We start from the raw sequence: 17,610 nt of genomic DNA, 5'->3' as shown, positions 1-17,610 counted from the left end.
ATTGCCATCAAACTTCGCATTGCCTCCCGCGGCGGGGGATCGTCGCACGCTTCACTAGCCGGCCGATGTAAAGCGGCCCGCCCACATTGGGACCGGTGGCCGAAAGGCCCCTTCCGCCGAACGGCTGAATGCCAACCATGGCTCAATGATGATCCGGTCGATGTAAAGGTTAGAGGCAGACGCCGGTGCCTTCCTCCCAGAAAATCAGCTTGATCCGGTCCGTTCGTTTCGCCCGAAAGACATAGACTGCGCCGCTGAACCGATCGGCGCCCACCGTCTCGCGCACCAATGCGGCCAGCCGCTGAGTCAGTCTGCAGCGTCGAGAAATTCCGACATTAATGCGCGTTTCAGTTCATCGATCGAACGTCGCATCTTGTGCGAACCTGCTGCCAGTCCAGAAATTACCTTGCCGTGTCGGTCGAATATCGAAGTGTCGGACCGTCGAGGGGCCGAAAGAGACGGTCCAACCGAAGCCCTCCAACAACTGAGCGACCGCTTCGGGCCGAAGAGGAAGGTCGGTTATCCGAGTATGGTTGCGGCAGGTTATTTCCGCTTAGGTACCGTAGCCGATGATGCCCTTGATCTCCAGGAAATCGTGAATTGCCCAGTCGGCATACTCGCGGCCGTTGCCCGACTGCTTGTAGCCGCCGAAGGGCGCGAACGTGTCCCACTCGGGATAGTTGATGGAAACTTGGCCGGCGCGCAGCTTGGCAGCCACTCTCCGCGCGTGCTCTATGTCCCGTGATTGCACATAGGCGGCAAGGCCATAGACGGTGTCGTTGGCAATTTCCACCGCGTCCTCATCGTCGTTATAGGAAATGACCGAGAGCACCGGCCCGAAAATTTCTTCCTTCTCGATGGTCATGCCAGGCTTCACATGACCGAACACGGTCGGGCGAACATAGTAGCCGCGGCTAAGGTGCTCAGGGCGGCCAAGGCCGCCGGTGACCAGCGTTGCGCCTTCCTTAATGCCGATTTCGATTAGCCGCTGGATCTTATCGTACTGAATGTTGGAGACTACAGGGCCAAGTGTAGTCTTGGCCGAACGTGGATCGCCGACATTGTGCGCCTCGGCCGCTTCCTTGGCGATCGCCAGCGCCTCGTCATGGCGCGAGCCCGGGACAAGCATCCGGGTCGGCGCATCGCACGACTGGCCGCTATTTCCGAAGCAGCCTTCGACGCCCTTCTTCACCGCGGTTTCGAAATCCGCGTCGGGCAGCACGATGTTTGCCGATTTGCCGCCGAGCTCCTGCGCTACACGCTTTACCGTCTGCGCTGCCGTCTGCGCGACGATGATGCCGGCACGGGTCGAGCCGGTGAAGGAGACCATGTCGACGTCGGGGTGGCCGGCCATGATTTGGCCGACGTCCGGCCCGGTGCCGTTGATCATATTGTAGACACCCTTCGGCGTACCGGCAGCCTCCATCACCTCGGAGAATACGATCCCACTGATCGGCGCGATTTCCGAGGGCTTCAACACTACACTGCAGCCGGCGGCGATGGCAGGAGCAACTTTGCAGACGATCTGGTTGAGCGGCCAGTTCCACGGGGTGATCAGGGCGCAGACGCCGATCGGCTCTTTGACCACCATGGTCGAGCCACGTTTCTCGGAAAACTCATAATCTTGCAGTGCCTTGATAGTGGCTTCCATGTGAGTGCGGCCGGCCCAGGCCTGCGCCTCGCGCGCCCAAGTAATCGGCGCGCCCATCTCCTGGCTGATTGCTTGCGCGATGACCTCATAGCGCTCATTGTAGATCTCGAGGATGCGCTTCAGCAGCGTCAAGCGCTCGGCCTTGGTCGTCCGGGAGAAAGACGGAAACGCGGCCTTGGCGGCGGCGACCGCCTTGTCGACGTCGGCCTTCGAGCCGATCGATATCTTCGTATAGGCCTCCTCGGTAGACGGATCGATGACATGCAGCGTCGCCGGCACCACTGGCGCGACCCATTTGCCGTCGATGAAAAACTTCAGATGATTGCTCACTAAATTTCTACTCCGAGTTAGTCCAATGAAGCGGTCTGAAGGCAAAGCGTACCGGGAACGAGATCAGCCACGATAGGCCCGTGGATTGATGCCAAAGGCTTGACGAAAGCATTTCGAAAAATGCGAGGCGGATGCGAAACCGCAGGCGATCGCGATCTCCACCACTGGCAATTCCGTCTGTTCGATAAGACGTCTGGCGCGCCCGAGCCGCAAATCCAAGTAGTAGCGCATCGGTGAGGACGAAGCGGAACGCCTAAAAAGCCTTTCGATCTGGCGTTGGGACCGGCCAACGCATTTGGCTATGTCGCGCAGCGGCAACGGGTCCTCTATGTGCTCTTCCATGATGCGGATGACTTCGGCGAGCGGCTTACAAATGCCACCCTCATTGCCGTTCGCCGTGCATTGCGTCTCCGAGGCGGCGCGCCAATGGCCGGCGGTCGTATGCCTGCAGACGGCAAGCGCGGCCTCCCGTCCAAGGTGTTCGGTGATCAAATCCATGACCAGGTCAAAGGACGCAAACTCTCCCGCACAGGTAACGAAACTGGACTCGCGAACGAATAGTTGGTCGGTCACTCGGAGTCGGCCGAACATTTCAGAGAGAGCTGCCCGCTTATCCCAATGGATCGTGCATCTAGTATCATCAAGGATTCCGCTCTCTGCCAGCAGCCACGTTGCTGTGCCCAATGCGGCGATGGATACCCCATGCCTCCGGCATAGACGAAGAATATTGATGAGCGAGGCCGAGGAGCGCTTCTCGACCCTCTCGCCGGCGCAGACGACAACCATGTCTGGCCGATAGCTAGCTATGACGCGCCTTCCGGCACTCGCGAAGTCGCTGCTCGCAGACAAAGTGAAACCGCTGGCGCACTCGACGGGCTTCCCGTCCTCGCTCGTAATCGTCCATTGAAAAAAGGACCTACCGTAAACCAAGTTCGCATAGCGCAGAGGATCGACAAAGGCAGAGAGGCTGAGCTGCGAAAAACCGGGAAGTATTAGAATGACGAACCGGCATACGTCTTGATCTGATTCGATGACCTGCCTTTTCGGGTCCCAGGCTACGACCCGGGAGCGATTCTCCGCTGAAAATGGCGCGTTCATACGTTAATTCCTTTTTGGAGCCCCTATCGGGCCGTGTGCGGCATTTTGCTGAGCGGTTTCGTGCCGAGCATTCTAGCGTAGATGTGTCCTCAGCTGCGCGTATTGTGCTTGCGCTTCATGAAGTCCTTGGCGGTCTCCACGGCCACCGCCGCGTCGCGGCAATAGGCGTCGGCCCCGACGGCCTTGCCGAATTCCTCGTTGAGCGGTGCGCCACCAACCAGCACGACATAATCGTCGCGGATGCCCTTTTCCTTCATCGTATCGATGACGACCTTCATATAGGGCATGGTGGTGGTGAGCAGCGCCGACATGCCGATGATGTCGGGCTGGTGCTGCTCGATCGCATCCAGATATTTCTCGACCGCGTTGTTGATGCCGAGGTCGATGACGTCGAAGCCAGCACCCTCCATCATCATGCCGACGAGGTTCTTGCCGATGTCGTGGATGTCGCCTTTGACGGTGCCGATCACCATCTTGCCCTGCTTCGGCGCGCCGGTGGCGGCGAGCAGCGGACGCAGGATGGCCATGCCGGCCTTCATGGCGTTGGCCGAAAGCAGCACTTCCGGCACGAACAGGATGCCATCGCGAAAATCTTCGCCGACGATGCGCATGCCCTCGACCAGCGCTTCGGTCAGCACCTTGTAAGGCGCCCAATTGCGCTCGAGAAGGATATGCGTGCCTTCCTCGATTTCTTCCTTCAGCCCGTCATAGAGGTCGTCATGCATCTGCTGCACAAGTTCCTCGTCGGAAAGCTCGGAAAGGATGATATCACCTTCATCGGACATGATGCATTTCCGCTATTGCAGTTGGATTTTTTAGGCTGGCGAATCAGGCAGCTGGACGTATTTACCACCCGACGTCAGGTTGCAATTTCGCGCTTGCGGCGCTCGACAAAAGCGTCAAGCTCCTCGCGTGCCGCTTCATCAAGGGGGGGCTGTTCGTACTCCGCAAGGATCTGTCGCGCCCTTTCCCGGGCTCGCCGAGCCAAGTCCTTTTCGCCGTTCGCCTTCCATTGCGGATAAGAGTCATAGTCGAACAGTTGAGGCATCATGAAGCTGTCTTCGAACACCTCAAGCGTGAACGGATCGGCGAGATAGTGGCCTTGCGGTTCGGTTCGTCTAACTGCTTCCATGGCAGCATCGAGCCGATCCAGGGACACTCCCCGGGCCAGGCGGTGGTAGAGCATAGATTGTTCGGCCTCGACGACGAGTTTGCCGTAACACGTCACAAGTCCGCCTTCATCCCAGCCGCCCGCATGAAGCATGAGATTGGCGCCAGCTGTGATGCCCGTGAACATGGCCATAGCGCTTTCATATCCTGACTGCCCATCAAAAACTTTGGAACTGGCCTGCGCAGCGGTGGTGCGCCAGGGAAGGCCGTAGTGGCGGGCAATTTGACCGATGCCGTACTGGATCAGCGAAATCTCCGGTGTACCCGCCATTGGCGCACCGGATTTCATCGACGTCGAGACGGTGAACTGTCCGAGGACGCATTTGGTGCCCGGCTTGTAAATCTGCATGTAGGCAATACCAGCCAGAGCTTCTGCCGACATTTGTGCAAGTGTAGCGGCGATGTCAGCAGGCGCATTGGCGGCAGCGAGGACAAAGGGGGACATCAGGCAGACCTGCCCGGCATCGGCATAGTTGCGCGCACATTGCAGCAGCACGTCGTCCCACATACGCGGAGACACGCAATTAATGTGATTGATCGTGACCGCGTTGTTGGCAACGAACTCACGGCCGTGAACGATCCGTGTCATCTCAAGAGAGTCGAGAACATAGTCAGGAATGTTCGGTACGCCGAAGAACGGCATGTCGGTGTAGATCAGCGTGCTCCGTACCCATTCAAGATGCCGATGGGGAACGGCGATATCCATAGCTTCCGCATGGAAGCCGCTACTGATTTGATAACAGGGCGACATCTGCACGATCTTGTTCAATTCGTGAACGTCTGCGAGTGTCGAGCTCCGACGCACGCCATCGAGGTCGCGCACATAAGGCGCCCCCTGGGCCGGGCAGAACACAACGTCGCGTCCGCCGAATTTAACGCGACGCTCCGGATTGCGAGATGCAAATTCCCAGCGCTTTGGCGCCTTGGCGATTAGGTCTGCGATCATGTGTCGGTCTGGGAACACCAGATTGCCGCGCACTTTGGCTCCAGCGCGTTTCCAGTCTTCGATGGCTCGATCGCACCGGAACGCTATGCCGATTTCCTCGAGAACAGTCATCGCCGCGTTGTGAACGCGCGTGAAGTTCTTCTCGTCCAGGACTTCCGTAAATGGCAACGTGTTGGTCACATGCGGCAGGCGAATGGATGAGCGCTTCTCAATCCTGTCCGCCTTTCGCTTGTCGCGCCCTTGCCGACGCCGCACCGCTTCAGACATAGCTCACACTCTTTCCCCTTTCCTCCGAAACGGAGACCAACTGATCAAGGCTGGTGGCCGTTCCTATCACTCGGAGCACTCTCGGTATCGCCCAAAAGGCTCATCAGGGCTTGAGTTTCCGGCCGGGGCATTTGCGAGCCGCTGCGCTTTGCTCCCGCCCCAAGCGAGAGAAGAGGCCGATGATCGGGCCTGTTCGCGGACCCAGGCTTTAAGGGTTGCCGCGGCGTTCGAGAGCCCCTTCTTGCTATTCCATGCGAGACAGAAGCCGACCGGGTCCCGCATGGACAAATCCGTGAACCGAGCGAGCTTACCCGCCCCGATTTGATGACTCACCAGCGAGTCCCAACCCAGAGCCACCCCTTGATTTGCTTCAGCAGCGGTTAGGAGCAGAGCGTACTTCCCAAAACGCTTGCCACGTAGCCCTTCACAGGGCACCGAGACGGCCTGAAGGAAATCCTGCCACAAAGGCCAATCCGGATTGGTCCAATCCATGTGGAGGAGCGGCAATCGGGAAAGCTCCGATGCGGATACGCCTTGGTGTTCAAGAGCGAAATCTGCGCCGCACACTGGGTAGATCAAGTCTTCGAAGAGCGGTTCGACATTTTCGTTCGGCCAGGCGCCTGTCGCTGGACGGACGAACAGGTCGACTTCGGCATTGCGAAAATCGCGGCTCTGTTCCGATATCAGGTGGTTAACCGTGATGTTGGGATAGCGTGTCCAGAAATCCAGCATTCTCGGCATAAGCCAGAATGTTGCGAAGGCATCTGTGCACGCAAAGGTTACGCTCTCATCGCGCTTTCCCGCCTTAACCGCCTTTATTGCGTCGGAACACCGCGAAAAAGCGGCTGCGATTTCGGAAAACAGGTCTTGTCCTGCCGGCGTAAGGTGCACCCCGTTTACCTCACGAACGAACACCTTGACGCCGAGCTCGCCCTCTAGAGCCCTAATTTGACGGCTGATAGCCCCCGTCGTCACATTCATCTCGTCTGCCGCGCGTTTGAAACTTGCATGACGTGCGGTGGCTTCGAAGACGGCCAAAGTGTTCAGGGGCGGCAGCCCATAATATTTTCGAACTATCGTTTCCTCCCGTAACAACCAGGAAGCATAGGGCCTTGCGGCAGCCCTCCGCTGAACTTCCACCTGAGGCCAGGCAGCGTGCGCGGCGCCACCGTCCTCAGCGGAGCCACCGCAACCGCACGACAAACAAGAATCGTGCTGGACTCATGTCCACTCTTGGCCATCTATCGATGTCCCCCGTACCCCCCGTGGACTTAGCTCCCAATGGACATGTCGCCATCCGGAGCAGGCGCCCCGAATTTGTATGCTTTGCCAGCTATCGTTGGCTGGGAGGTTTCATCGTAATGTTCCTATTTGCAGCTCAAACTTAGCGAGACCGGCAGCGCGATCCCAGAGTGAAAAGCTCGTGGGCGCTATAGAACAGATTGATGGCAGGAACTCGTCGGGAAGCCCTATTCTTGCGAGTGCTGACCGCAACAAATGCTCTGCTGCGGTCGAAGTGGTGGCGCGCCGAATCTCACTCAGCAAGTACCCAGCCGGAACGCGCACTGACTGTCACCAACGTCAAAAAAACAGAAAGAGGTGGTCGTCTCGCCGCTCTACCGTGTAGCAAGCCAAGCGACCGCATCCAGCCGGCTCGTTGGAAGGATTGCCTGTCTGCAGATCGAACTCTGCAAAATGGACGGGGCAAACGATCTTATCTCGCTCGATGAATCCTTCGGACAATGAAGCCTCCGCGTGCGGGCATCGATCGTTCACCGCAAAGTACCGCTGGTCGATCTGAACGATCGCGACAGCTCCCAATTGATCGATCTCCAGCCGAGTTATTTCGCTCTCCGGGAAAGCATCAACGGGGCCAATGTCGACGCCTTCGGCTGGCCCTTTCCGCTGAGCTGAAGCCTTCGAGGACACTTGGACTCTGGTCGGAGCCTCAAGGTTGCCCAACGCCAGCTGGGATGCGAAACGATGGACCTCTTTCGATCGATTGATCCCAACGGCGAAACCGCCAAAGTCCCAAAAAGGCCAGCCATCGCCCTCGTGCCGGACCGCTTGGGCATTGGCATTGGGAAACCCTGCAATCTGGATCATCATGTCATACTGTGATGACCAGAACCTCGCTGGGGCTAATGGCTCAGCTGGAAGCGAAAGCATCGCTCGCGCGGCCGAATACGGTTGCTCATTTGCGTTATGCCAGCTTTCAACGCAGATACCTTTCGGATACCCGGGTCGCTGCTGCCGTGCTACGTCGCCGACGGCGAAGATATCGGGATCCGACGTGGCTCCACTCTCGTCGGTCACCACCCCGCCAGCCACGTTGAGACCAGCTGCGCGCGCTAGGTGGTCGTTAGGGCTAATGCCAATTGCCAGGACCAAATGTTCCGCTCTCTCGAGCCCGCTGGCCGTTGTCACGTCGATGTGATCAGGCCTTTCCTTAAAGGTAGGTACCTCTCCCAATCTGAGCTTCACCCCTTCGACGAGATGTCGGGCAGCCACATAGTCGGCCACTTCTCTGGGGATCATGCGTGCAAGCACTCTATCCTCCCGGCCGAAGAGCGTGACGTCGCACAGACGTTTGCGCGCTGCCGCCGCGATCTCAAGACCTAGCCAACCACTACCTAGAACACAGAGTGTGCAACCCGGCTGCAAAGATCGAGTCAGATTGGCCGCGTCTTCGATGGTGCGTATCACGTGGACCCGGCCGTGTCCTCGCTCGAGCCCGCGCAGCGTACGGGGGGATCCTCCCGTCGCGAGCACCAACCGGGCATATCGATGGCGCTCGCCATCTTGTGTTTCAATTTCGTGCGTCTGCCTGTGCACAGCAACAACCCGGCTGTTGAGGTTGAGATCGATATTCAATTCCTCGATCTGATCTGCCGTCAGAACATAGCTAGGGCCTATGGACCCGCCCTTTCCCTCATCGCCGCCCTTGGACAAAGGTGGCCGCTCATACGGAGCGTGTCGCTCTTCTCCAAAGATCCGTATTGATTGAGTCGAGCCCAGATCACGAAGGGCCTTGGCTGTCATAGCTCCGGCCTGCCCGGCGCCCACGATCACAATAGGGCGCTGCGGCTCCGGCGCGACCGACGTGCTGAGCGCATCGCCGACCGCTATCTCACCAGGTTCCAGCACCTCGCAATAGATGCCAAAGTTCTTTTCAAAATCTTTGATCAGCGCGCGAAGGACTGAACGATCTTCAGGCACCCCCTGCTGCGCAAGAGTCGTGAAAGCGCATCGCCCACAGCGGACTGTTCCACGGAGCCGCAACGCACCAATCGAGAAGTCCTTCCCGAGTAAGTTGTCTTCCGGGGATGCTCCCGCCAGGTCCGGCAAGTCTACCACGATATTAGGGCGGAAACGGCGGACGTCTATTTGGCTGTCGGGCAAACCAGCCTGGAGGTCGTCGAGAGACTGCCGGCTTAGCAAGTGGACGGGCTGCATTGCATACCGCGGTTTAGCTATGGCGTCTCCCACTTGAGTCCCGTAGCGCTTCAATTCCATCCGCGTACCGAAGATCGCTTCCAGTTCATCCAACATCGATGGATCATCAAAGGCGCGCCAAAGGCGACCGTCGCTCGAAATCTGGATGATCCCTGTATCGCCAACACGTGCTGCCAACCGCGGCGCCATATTCCACTTCTTCGACGTTGGCGGGCTTACGATGTTGCTGCTGTTTGCCTCGAACAGCGCGTGGGTCCGATCACCGGCAACCCCTGTTTTCATTATCATGGCGCGCACCAAGCTCTCCCCGGTGAGGGAGCTAACCGGATAACGCCAAATCTCTCGAACGGAACCGACTACAGTGATCATCGACCTTGGTATCTCCATGCGACGAATTGCTTACATCCTCACCCGTTCCGCCTTCGGATCGTACATCGGCTTCAGCGAAGCCTCCGCGGCAAACCGTTCTCCTGCGATCTCCACCTCATAGGATGAGCCAAGCACATCCGCCTCGCTTTCACCTCGGCACGGCACATAGCCGAGACCGATGGCGCCGCCGAGATGGTGGCCATAGTTGCCCGAGGTGATCGGGCCGACGATCTTGCCGTCGCGCAGGATCGCCTCGTTGTGGAAGAGCAGCGGCCGCGGGTCTTTCAGGCGGAACTGGACCAGCCGGCGGGACAGGCCGGCCTCCTTCTTTCGCAACACGGCATCGCGGCCGATGAAGCCGGCCTTGCTCGTCTTCACCGCGAAGCCGAGGCCAGCCTCCAGCACATTGTCCTCGTCGGTGATGTCGTGGCCGAAATGCCGAAAAGCCTTTTCGATACGGCAGGAATCCAGCGTGTGCAGGCCGCAGAGCTTCAGGTCGACATCGGCGCCGGCATCGGCGATCGCCTCGAAGACGTGCGCCGCCTGCTCAGTCGAGACGTAGAGCTCCCAGCCGAGCTCGCCGACATAGGTGACACGGTGGGCGCGGGCGAGGCCCATGCCGATCTCGATCTCCTGAAAAGTGCCGAACGGGTTGGCCTCGTTGGAGAAGTCGTTCGGGCTGACTTTCTGGATCAGGTTTCGTGACTCCGGACCCATCAAGCAGATGACCGCTTCGGCCGCGGTCACGTCGGTGATGACGACGAACTCCTCGGCGACATGCCGTCTCAGCCAGGCAAGGTCGCGCTGCAAAGTGGCGCCCGGCACGACGAGGAAATAGGCCGTCTCCGAAAGCCGCGTCACGGTGAGGTCGCTCTCGATGCCGCCCTTGGCGTTGAGCATCTGCGTGTAGACGATTTTTCCCGGCGCCACGTCCATGTCGTTGGCGCATAGCCGCTGCAGGAAGGCACAGGCATCGCGCCCCTCGACGCGGATCTTGCCGAAGGAGGTCATGTCGAACACGCCGACACCGTTGCGCACGGCGAGATGCTCCTCGCGCTGGTTGTCGAACCAGTTCTGCCGCTTCCAGGAATAGCGGTATTCGCGTTCCTGGCCGGGCCTAGCGAACCAGTTGGCGCGCTCCCACCCGGCGACTTCACCGAAGACGGCGCCGCGTGCCTTGAGATGCTCATGTAAGGGCGAGCGGCGCACGCCGCGCGAGGTCGCCATCTGGCGATAGGGGAAATGGTCGGCATAGAGCAGGCCGAGTGTTTCCGACACGCGCTCCTTGAGATAGCGGCGGTTCTTCTGGAAAGGCTGGGCGCGGCGGATATCGACCTCCCAGAGGTCGAAGGGCGCCTCGCCGTCGTTGATCCATTGCGCCAGCGCCATGCCGGCGCCGCCGGAGGAGACGATGCCGATCGAATTGTAGCCGGTCGCCATCCAGTAGCCGGCGAGTTCCGGTGCTTCGCCGAGATAGTAGCGGTCGTCCGGCGTGAAGCTTTCGGGTCCGTTGAAGAAGGTGTGGATGCCGGCCGTGCCCAGCATCGGCATGCGGTTGACGCCCATTTCGAGGATCGGCTCGAAATGATCCATGTCCTCCGGCAACTGGTCGAAGCAGAAATCCTCGCGAATGCCCTCCATGCCCCAAGGCTTAGCCAATGGCTCGAAGGCGCCGAGCATCATCTTGCCGGCGTCTTCCTTGTAGTAGGCGCACTCGTCCGGCACGCGCAGCACCGGCAGGCGGGAGAGTCCGGGGATAGGCTCGGTGACGAGATAGAAATGCTCGCAGGCATGCAGCGGGATGGTGACGCCGTTCTGGCGGCCGAGCTCGCGCGCCCACATGCCGGCGCAGTTGACCACGATATCGGTCTCGATCGTGCCCTGGTCTTCGCCCTGCGCCCAGGAGACGCCGGAGACGCGGCCTTTTTTTGTATGGACCTTGGTGACCTTCACGTTCTCGATGACGGCCGCGCCGCGCTGGCGCGCACCCTTGGCCAGCGCCATGGCGATGTTGGCCGGATCGCACTGGCCGTCGAGCGGCAGGTGCACGGCGCCGACCACGTCCGACACATTGAGATGCGGATACATCTCCTTGACTTCGCTCGGCGAAATCTCGCGCACGTCGACATCGAAGGCGCGGGCCAGCGAGGCCTGCCTATAAATTTCGTGCTTGCGCTCTTCGGTGAGCGCCACCGTGATCGAGCCGACCTGGCGCATGCCGGTGCCGACGCCGGTCTCGGGCTCGAGCTTGACGTAGAGGTCGGCCGAATATTTCGCCAGCCGCGTCATGTTCTGCGAGGCGCGCAGCTGGCCGATCAGGCCGGCCGCGTGCCATGTGGTGCCGCAGGTAAGCTGCTTGCGCTCGAGCAGAACGATGTCGGTCCAGCCGAGCTTTGCCAGGTGATAGGCGACCGAGCAGCCGGAAACGCCGCCGCCGATGATGACGGCGCGGGCCTTGCTGGGGACGGTCTTGGTCATGCGGTCATACTCCCGTGTGTGAGGGTAAGGAGCTCATCGGCTGGGTCAAACCGTCGATCAATCGTCCATGACTGACCGCGGGTTAGAGGCTCAATATTGGTCTCTGGACCACCCCATCCGGTAGATTCGCCCTGTCTGAGCCCCTTCGACGCTCTTCGCGTAACCAAGCGCAACGTCCCGCGCTGGAAGAGTCATCGTTCCAGGAAAGAATTCGCCGTACGCCGAGGCGGACTCTGCTACGAGGGATGGGCTAACGATATTGATCCGCAAACCGCGCCTCAGCTCGATAGCAGCGCTTCGAACAAAGCCCTCCAATCCGCCATTCACAAGAGCGGCTGAGGCTCCCTGCAGAATCGGGTCTTCATTGGTTAGGCCCGACGTCAACGTGAATGAGCCGTTATCACGGATCTGCCTGAGTCCACGCAGCACCAGATTGACCTGACCCATCAGTTTGCTCCGCAAACCAACCTCAAACTGCTCGTTGGAGAGCTGTTCGAGAGGAGCATAGCGAACGGCTCCAGCAGTGCAGACCAATGCATCGAATGGTCCGACTTTATCGAAGAAGCGATCAATCGATTCTACGCTCGCGATGTCGACGCTCAACTCAGCATTGCGCGCCCCCGGCACTACATCGTGCTTGTTTCCGAGCTCGGACGCCACCGCTGACCCAATGACGCCGGTCGCACCTACTAGAACAATTCTCATCCTGCTCACCGGCTACAGTGGGGCTTTCGGCTTTACGCCGACGGATCAAACAACGGCTTGAGCGCGTCGCGGAGGCCGGCTTCTTGCTCGGCCGACAATGGCTGCAGTGGCTTGCGGACGTTGCCAGTCCCGTAACCACGCCATTGCGCGGCCTTCAATACGGACTGTGTGTAAGGCGCACGCCAGATGTATAGGAGCGAGGGTAACATGCGCTGCCAAAGGGCGAGCGCCTCGCCAAATTTCTTCGCAGCCACCAGTTCATAGAGCTGTACCGCCTCGCCCGGCATATAGTTCGCCGCGCCCCAGATTACGCCGCGAGTGCCAGCCATGAGGGCGTAGACCGTCGTCGGGTCGGCACCGTTCAGCACCCCGCCTTTGGTCTGTAGATATTCCTGATGTACGGTGAGATCTCCGGCGCTATCCTTGATGTAGTTAAAATTCTTGAGACCGCTCAGTCGATCGAAGAGTCGCGGCGACACGGAAATTCCCGTTGCTTGCGGGATGTTGTAGCCGACGATGTCGATCCCAACCGCAGCGTCGATCTCAGCATAAAAGCTGAAAATGCCATCTTCATCGGAGGGCCCTTCCAGATACGGAGGGAGGATCATCAGCGCGTTCGCGCCAATGAATTCGGCATGCTGCGAGCGCCGGATGACCTCGTCCACGTTGAGCGCGGAGGTCTGACAGATCACATTGCATTTGTCACCGATCCGCTTCGCCCCCGTCTCGTAGAGCCGATTGCATTCCGCTTCAGTGAGGTATGGATGCTGGCCTGTGCCAGCCCCCAGGACGAGCCCATGAACACCGGCCGCGACGTATTTGTCGATCAATGCCTCGAATGTCGCGTAGTCGATCGCGCCGCTCGCGGTGAACGGCGTCTGCATCGCAAGATTTATGCCCTTAAGGTCCGCCATCGGTTTTCTCGCTTTCAAAAATTAAACTTCTGCGCCCGCCTGCTTGAAGCGCAGCGCTGTCGTGAAGCGCACGCCCATCGACGTGACAAACTTCGGATAGGTTCTGCTCGGGTTCGCGCGTGTCTTCAGGATGTCGATCACGGGGGACGAGCGCCCCACCGCCAATTCAGCCACGGCCTTCCCAAAGGCCGCGCCACGGGCTACGCCAGTGCCGTTGCAGAACGCCGCGCCGTAGACCCGGTCCGCAAGCTCGCCGAAGACCATGCCGCCGTTTTGAGCCAGAGTCAGGAGGCCACCCCAGCTGGCCTCGAAGCCGATCGATGACAGCTGCGGCCAGCGCCGATCGAATGCCACCTGTTGTTGCTCCCGCGCCCTCTTAACCTCGGAGATAGTGGTCTTGAAGTCGGTCGCGTAGGAATAAACGTTCCGCAGGAAGATGCGGTTGTCAGTCGTCCGTCGTATGGTTGTACCGAAGCTATCGGCCGGGATAAGTCCATACTCGGATTTGTTTCCGACCTGGGCAAGTTCGGATTCGGTAAGCACCCGCGTCATGCTTGCGAAGGTATAGAGCGGAATTGCTCTGTTTTCGAAGAAACCAAATTTCGTCAGATGTCCCGAAGCGCAGATGATCACCTTCGACGCTCGGATCGTCCCGCCAGGTGTCTCGAAAACGTGCTTGGGGCTTCCAAATTTCACCGCCAGGATTGGCGTGTTTTCGTGCACAGCCACGTTCGACGGCAAACGCCTTACCGCATTCTTCAGATACTTCGCCGGCTGTACGAGGATGGTTCCTGGATGGTGGAGCGCCTTGATGTAGTGACGGCTTCCCGTGATCGCCTGCATCTCGGGTGCCTCGACCCACCTGTAGTCTTGGCCCAACTTGTCCAGCGCAGTCGAAAAGCGCCGTAGGTCCTCGACACCATGCTTCGTCGCAGCGCTGTGGTATTTGCCCTGAGGGTCCCAATCGCACTCAACCCTGTTCTCTTCGACCGCGCTTTTGATGTAAGCTATGCCATCGAGATTGACGAAGAGTTCTTCTTTGTTTCCCTTGATGTCCTCAACGAAATCGCGCTTGCGGGGGTTATGGGCCAGATCGATGACAAAGCCCATGCATCGGCCCGAGGAATTGTTTCCGATACGTTCTGCATCGACCAACACGACGGATGCACCTGGATTGAGCTCCGCAAAGCGGCGTGCCGCATGCAGCCCCATCCAACCCCCGCCGATTACCAGGCACTCACAAGAGGTGTCACCATTTTGAGGCAACACGGATGACTCGGGACCCGCGGTGAGATACCAACCCGAAGCCGTTGGCTCCGTCGCCGGCGGCTCAATTGCAATGCGATCGGTAGGCAGGCTCTGCTTTGCAAGGACCACGGAAAGCTCGCTGGCATTAGGGCTGCCCGCAAAACAGGAGTGTTCTCCTGAAGCCGCTGCCTCGTTTTGTCTCCAAATGAATAGAGGATGGGAGCAGCGGCTTGTAGACGAAAAAGATCACCGCTGATATAGACTAGCTTCATGTCCAAACTTCGAAGCCTCGTTCCCTCCACCCATTCTTTGTTCGTTTTTGAAGCAGCCGCCAGAAATTTGAGCTTCAAGGGAGCAGCCGCCGAGCTGAACGTCACGCAACCGAGCGTATCGCACGCCATCAAGATGTTCGAAAAGCGCTGTGGAACGCATCTGTTCGTGCGAGACAATCGCGGAGTGCAGCTTACGGAGGCTGGAAGGCAGCTATATGAGGAAGTTCGCACCAGCTTCCGGCGAATGGAGCAGAAGCTTGAAGCGATTTCGGACCGCGGCACCAAGTACATCACCTTCGCGGCATCCTCGTCCATGGCTGCTCATTGGCTAGCCCCCCAGCTCTATCACTTCCAGGAAGACCATCCTGACATAAAGATAAAAGTCGTCTCGACCGACCGCGATATCGAACCGGATCAGGAAATCGATGTGACCGTATGGGTGCGGCCACGGGACTTTAAGCGACTTAACAGCTGGTTTGTGTGTGACGAAATCATTTTCCCAGTTTGCTCCCCGAGCTATCTCCAAGAGCACCCCACGCTAAAAACCATTGATGATCTCACCCGTCATCAACTGCTTCATTCTTCCGATGCATATCGCAAACGAATGAGTTGGAATGAATGGATAGAGCTTGCCGGCGGAGATGCTAGCGAAATCAAGCCCAACATCGTCTTTAACGACTACCAGCTTACGCTTCAGGCCGCTCTTGCTGGTGAGGGGATATCGCTAGGCTGGAATTTGACAGCCCAATATCTTCTCGCGAACCGACTTCTTGTGCGACCGATTGAGGCGAAGATCCAGACTGACAGGGCTTCCTTCATTTTGACGAGCGACGAGATAGGCAAAAATCAAGGTACCAAAATCCTCGTGGACTGGTTTTTGAATCAGGCCCAGCTTTTGGGTTTGTGAGCACTCGGCAAAATGGGCTCCGGAGAGCGGTGAGTGCGGATAAACTGAACTTAACACAGCATCGCTTTGAGGCCCACTGGCCACGTTGCCCAGATTGGCTCCTTTTAACGAACAGCCAGTTGCTCACCGTGTATAGCTGCGACCGTTCACGTCGAGCGTTGCACCGTTCAATGATACCTGCGACGAGCGCAGCACGAACACCACAATCTCAGCGATGCTCGTTGGATCAGCGATCTTGCCGATCGGAATGTCGGCCACAGCCGCACGTTCCCTGTATCCCGAAGCCATGCCTCTTGCCAAGCACGTGGCTCTGGATCGACAGAGAACTCAGTGCGGGGTTGTTCACCAGGGCGTCAAATTCGCCCAACGGTCCCAGGCGCGCGACTCCATAGGATGAATGCCCTTATGGTTCGGACAAGTCGGCCTTCGCTGTCCAAGCAGGCGTGCGGCCGAGGCACCATCACGACTATCAGCGCGGCGCGGGCCGTTCTATTTCCACGGCCCGACAGCGAGCGACCTATGTCTGCCAGCTCTTTACGATCTCCCAATCGACTTCCACTCCCAACCCGGGCTCTTCAGGCAACGATGCAAATCCTTCCTTGATCTCAACCCCTCTCGTAAACGGCGAGTGGCCGGCTACGTGCACCATCGAAAGGTGGCCCTCATCGACGGGGAAGACCGTTCGGCAAGAGGCGGCTGTGTGAAAAACAGCTGTATCGCCCAACAAGGTAAAGGGCGCCGTATCGACGCTGACGCCTATTCCGGCCGCCTCACAGATTGAGATGATTTTTCGCGCCTCGAACAACCCCCCGAGGCGGTTCAACTTGCAAACGATGCGATCGCATGCTTGCGCCTGAACAATTTGAACCATCGCCTCAGCTGACCAAACCGATTCGTCGAGAATGACGGGTATCCCCGCTGTCTTCCTGACGTGGGCCGACCCAGTGATGTCGTCGTAGCCCAAAGGCTGCTCAATCGAGAGATTGCGGTACTTACTCAGGGGACGGAGGGTGGAAATTGTGGCCCCTGCATTCCACCAGGCTTGGTTCGCATCCGCATCCACCATAATGTTGCTCGGAATGACCTCCAGCGCTGCCGCAAGCTTTTCTGCTTCGCTCACCAGATTTCCGTAACTCCACCCTGCGCTCAAGAGCTTGTCGCCAACTTTGACCTTTATCGCTTGATAACCCTCGTCGATCGCCTTCTTGCAATCTCTGGAAACAAGTTCTGCGCTATCTTGATAGGTACAGAACATCACGGGGATTCCACCCGAGTGTCCTCCGCCCATCAGTTTGTAGACCGGCATCCCGACAAGCTTTCCAGTTAAATCCCAGAGAGCCATGTCTACACCGGACCGGGCGCTCCGGGCCCCTGGTGCGCCTCCCGCATAACACTTGAGCATAAGCTCGTGGCAGACGAACAAATTGGTCGCATCGATACCACGGAGAGCGCTGTCGTATTGTCGAATCGCGCTGACGATTTGTTCCGGGGTCTCGTTCAGATACCACAACTGAGAGGAGACTTCGCCGACACCACACTCTCCCGACTCCAAAGTCACCTTGATCAGAAAATTTATCGGGATCGTTGGCCAAGGTGAACTTTCAGTATCCCATGTCTCCTTCACCGAAATGGTCGGAATTCGCCAAGCATCTATCGACGCTATTCTAAATTTCTGGAGCATCATATGTATGGCCTCTCGATGGTCGTAAGTAAGTTCTGAGAAATTAAAGGATCCGCATCAGCTTCGTCCCCAATCGGAAGTCGAACGCCCGGTTGTAGTCACCGGACCTGGTTTCCCA

The 17,610-nt window shown here is 58.6% G+C and carries 13 protein-coding genes; 1 reads left to right on the top strand and 12 read right to left on the bottom strand.

Translation table 11 applies throughout. From position 1 onward, the window contains the following. Positions 1 to 553: 553 nt before the first annotated feature. The 10 genes from EJ070_RS13490 to EJ070_RS13445 all read right to left on the bottom strand — a co-directional run bounded on the left by EJ070_RS13490 (position 554) and on the right by EJ070_RS13445 (position 14,761). Entirely contained in the window at positions 554 to 1,981 is a 1,428-nt protein-coding gene (locus EJ070_RS13490) for an aldehyde dehydrogenase family protein (protein ID WP_126091796.1), read from the bottom strand. 63 nt (positions 1,982 to 2,044) lie between these two features. Next, entirely contained in the window at positions 2,045 to 3,079 is a 1,035-nt protein-coding gene (locus EJ070_RS13485; protein WP_126091795.1) for a GlxA family transcriptional regulator, read from the bottom strand. An 89-nt stretch (positions 3,080 to 3,168) separates the two neighbouring features. After that, a complete protein-coding gene (locus EJ070_RS13480) occupies positions 3,169 to 3,864 on the bottom strand; it encodes a B12-binding domain-containing protein (protein ID WP_126091794.1) in 696 nt (231 codons plus the stop codon). Between the two features lie 74 nt (positions 3,865 to 3,938). Next, complete coding sequence (locus EJ070_RS13475; RefSeq protein ID WP_126091793.1) at positions 3,939 to 5,462, bottom strand: trimethylamine methyltransferase family protein; 1,524 nt, start codon at positions 5,460 to 5,462, stop codon at positions 3,939 to 3,941. Positions 5,463 to 5,528: 66 nt separating this feature from the next. Beyond that, positions 5,529 to 6,500, bottom strand: coding sequence for a LysR substrate-binding domain-containing protein (locus tag EJ070_RS13470; protein ID WP_245464872.1), 972 nt, complete (start codon positions 6,498 to 6,500; stop codon positions 5,529 to 5,531). 543 nt (positions 6,501 to 7,043) lie between these two features. Then, a complete protein-coding gene (locus tag EJ070_RS13465; protein WP_189350521.1) occupies positions 7,044 to 9,287 on the bottom strand; it encodes an FAD-dependent oxidoreductase in 2,244 nt (747 codons plus the stop codon). 30 nt (positions 9,288 to 9,317) lie between these two features. Then, on the bottom strand, positions 9,318 to 11,765 hold the full coding sequence (locus tag EJ070_RS13460; protein ID WP_126091791.1) for an FAD-dependent oxidoreductase: 2,448 nt from the start codon (positions 11,763 to 11,765) through the stop codon (positions 9,318 to 9,320). A gap of 90 nt (positions 11,766 to 11,855) precedes the next feature. Continuing rightward, positions 11,856 to 12,470, bottom strand: a complete 615-nt coding sequence (locus EJ070_RS13455; protein WP_126091790.1) for a short chain dehydrogenase — start codon at positions 12,468 to 12,470, stop codon at positions 11,856 to 11,858. A 32-nt stretch (positions 12,471 to 12,502) separates the two neighbouring features. After that, positions 12,503 to 13,384, bottom strand: a complete 882-nt coding sequence (locus EJ070_RS13450; RefSeq protein WP_126091789.1) for a dihydrodipicolinate synthase family protein — start codon at positions 13,382 to 13,384, stop codon at positions 12,503 to 12,505. 21 nt (positions 13,385 to 13,405) lie between these two features. Next, positions 13,406 to 14,761: an FAD-binding oxidoreductase gene (locus tag EJ070_RS13445; protein ID WP_281059650.1), complete on the bottom strand. Its 1,356-nt coding sequence runs from the start codon at positions 14,759 to 14,761 to the stop codon at positions 13,406 to 13,408. A gap of 141 nt (positions 14,762 to 14,902) precedes the next feature. On the opposite strand from EJ070_RS13445, the gene EJ070_RS13440 reads away from it, so the two are divergent. Further along, a complete protein-coding gene (locus EJ070_RS13440) occupies positions 14,903 to 15,811 on the top strand; it encodes a LysR substrate-binding domain-containing protein (protein WP_126091788.1) in 909 nt (302 codons plus the stop codon). Between the two features lie 123 nt (positions 15,812 to 15,934). On the opposite strand, the gene EJ070_RS37445 is transcribed toward EJ070_RS13440, so the two are convergent. Further along, a complete protein-coding gene (locus EJ070_RS37445; RefSeq protein ID WP_281059649.1) occupies positions 15,935 to 16,069 on the bottom strand; it encodes a hypothetical protein in 135 nt (44 codons plus the stop codon). A gap of 259 nt (positions 16,070 to 16,328) precedes the next feature. Continuing rightward, the gene (locus EJ070_RS13435; RefSeq protein ID WP_126091787.1) at positions 16,329 to 17,495 is read right to left on the bottom strand and encodes a mandelate racemase/muconate lactonizing enzyme family protein; all 1,167 of its coding nucleotides are present in this window, start codon (positions 17,493 to 17,495) and stop codon (positions 16,329 to 16,331) included. Positions 17,496 to 17,610: the final 115 nt, after the last annotated feature.

It is taken from the genome of Mesorhizobium sp. M1E.F.Ca.ET.045.02.1.1 (genome assembly GCF_003952485.1).
Lineage (GTDB): Bacteria > Pseudomonadota > Alphaproteobacteria > Rhizobiales > Rhizobiaceae > Mesorhizobium.
Note: the sequence above shows the minus strand (reverse complement) of the source record. Positions and strands in the feature narration are given on the sequence as shown.

Excerpts from the sequence above, each read along its gene's own strand:
- EJ070_RS13485 (WP_126091795.1), bottom strand. The coding sequence starts at position 3,079 with ATGAACGCGCCATTTTCAGCGGAGAATCGCTCCCGGGTCGTAGCCTGG.
- EJ070_RS13480 (WP_126091794.1), bottom strand. The coding sequence starts at position 3,864 with ATGTCCGATGAAGGTGATATCATCCTTTCCGAGCTTTCCGACGAGGAA.
- EJ070_RS13475 (WP_126091793.1), bottom strand. The coding sequence starts at position 5,462 with ATGTCTGAAGCGGTGCGGCGTCGGCAAGGGCGCGACAAGCGAAAGGCG.
- EJ070_RS13465 (WP_189350521.1), bottom strand. The coding sequence starts at position 9,287 with ATGATCACTGTAGTCGGTTCCGTTCGAGAGATTTGGCGTTATCCGGTT.
- EJ070_RS13460 (WP_126091791.1), bottom strand. The coding sequence starts at position 11,765 with ATGACCAAGACCGTCCCCAGCAAGGCCCGCGCCGTCATCATCGGCGGC.
- EJ070_RS13455 (WP_126091790.1), bottom strand. The coding sequence starts at position 12,470 with ATGAGAATTGTTCTAGTAGGTGCGACCGGCGTCATTGGGTCAGCGGTG.
- EJ070_RS13450 (WP_126091789.1), bottom strand. The coding sequence starts at position 13,384 with ATGGCGGACCTTAAGGGCATAAATCTTGCGATGCAGACGCCGTTCACC.
- EJ070_RS13440 (WP_126091788.1), top strand. The coding sequence starts at position 14,903 with ATGTCCAAACTTCGAAGCCTCGTTCCCTCCACCCATTCTTTGTTCGTT.
- EJ070_RS13435 (WP_126091787.1), bottom strand. The coding sequence starts at position 17,495 with ATGATGCTCCAGAAATTTAGAATAGCGTCGATAGATGCTTGGCGAATT.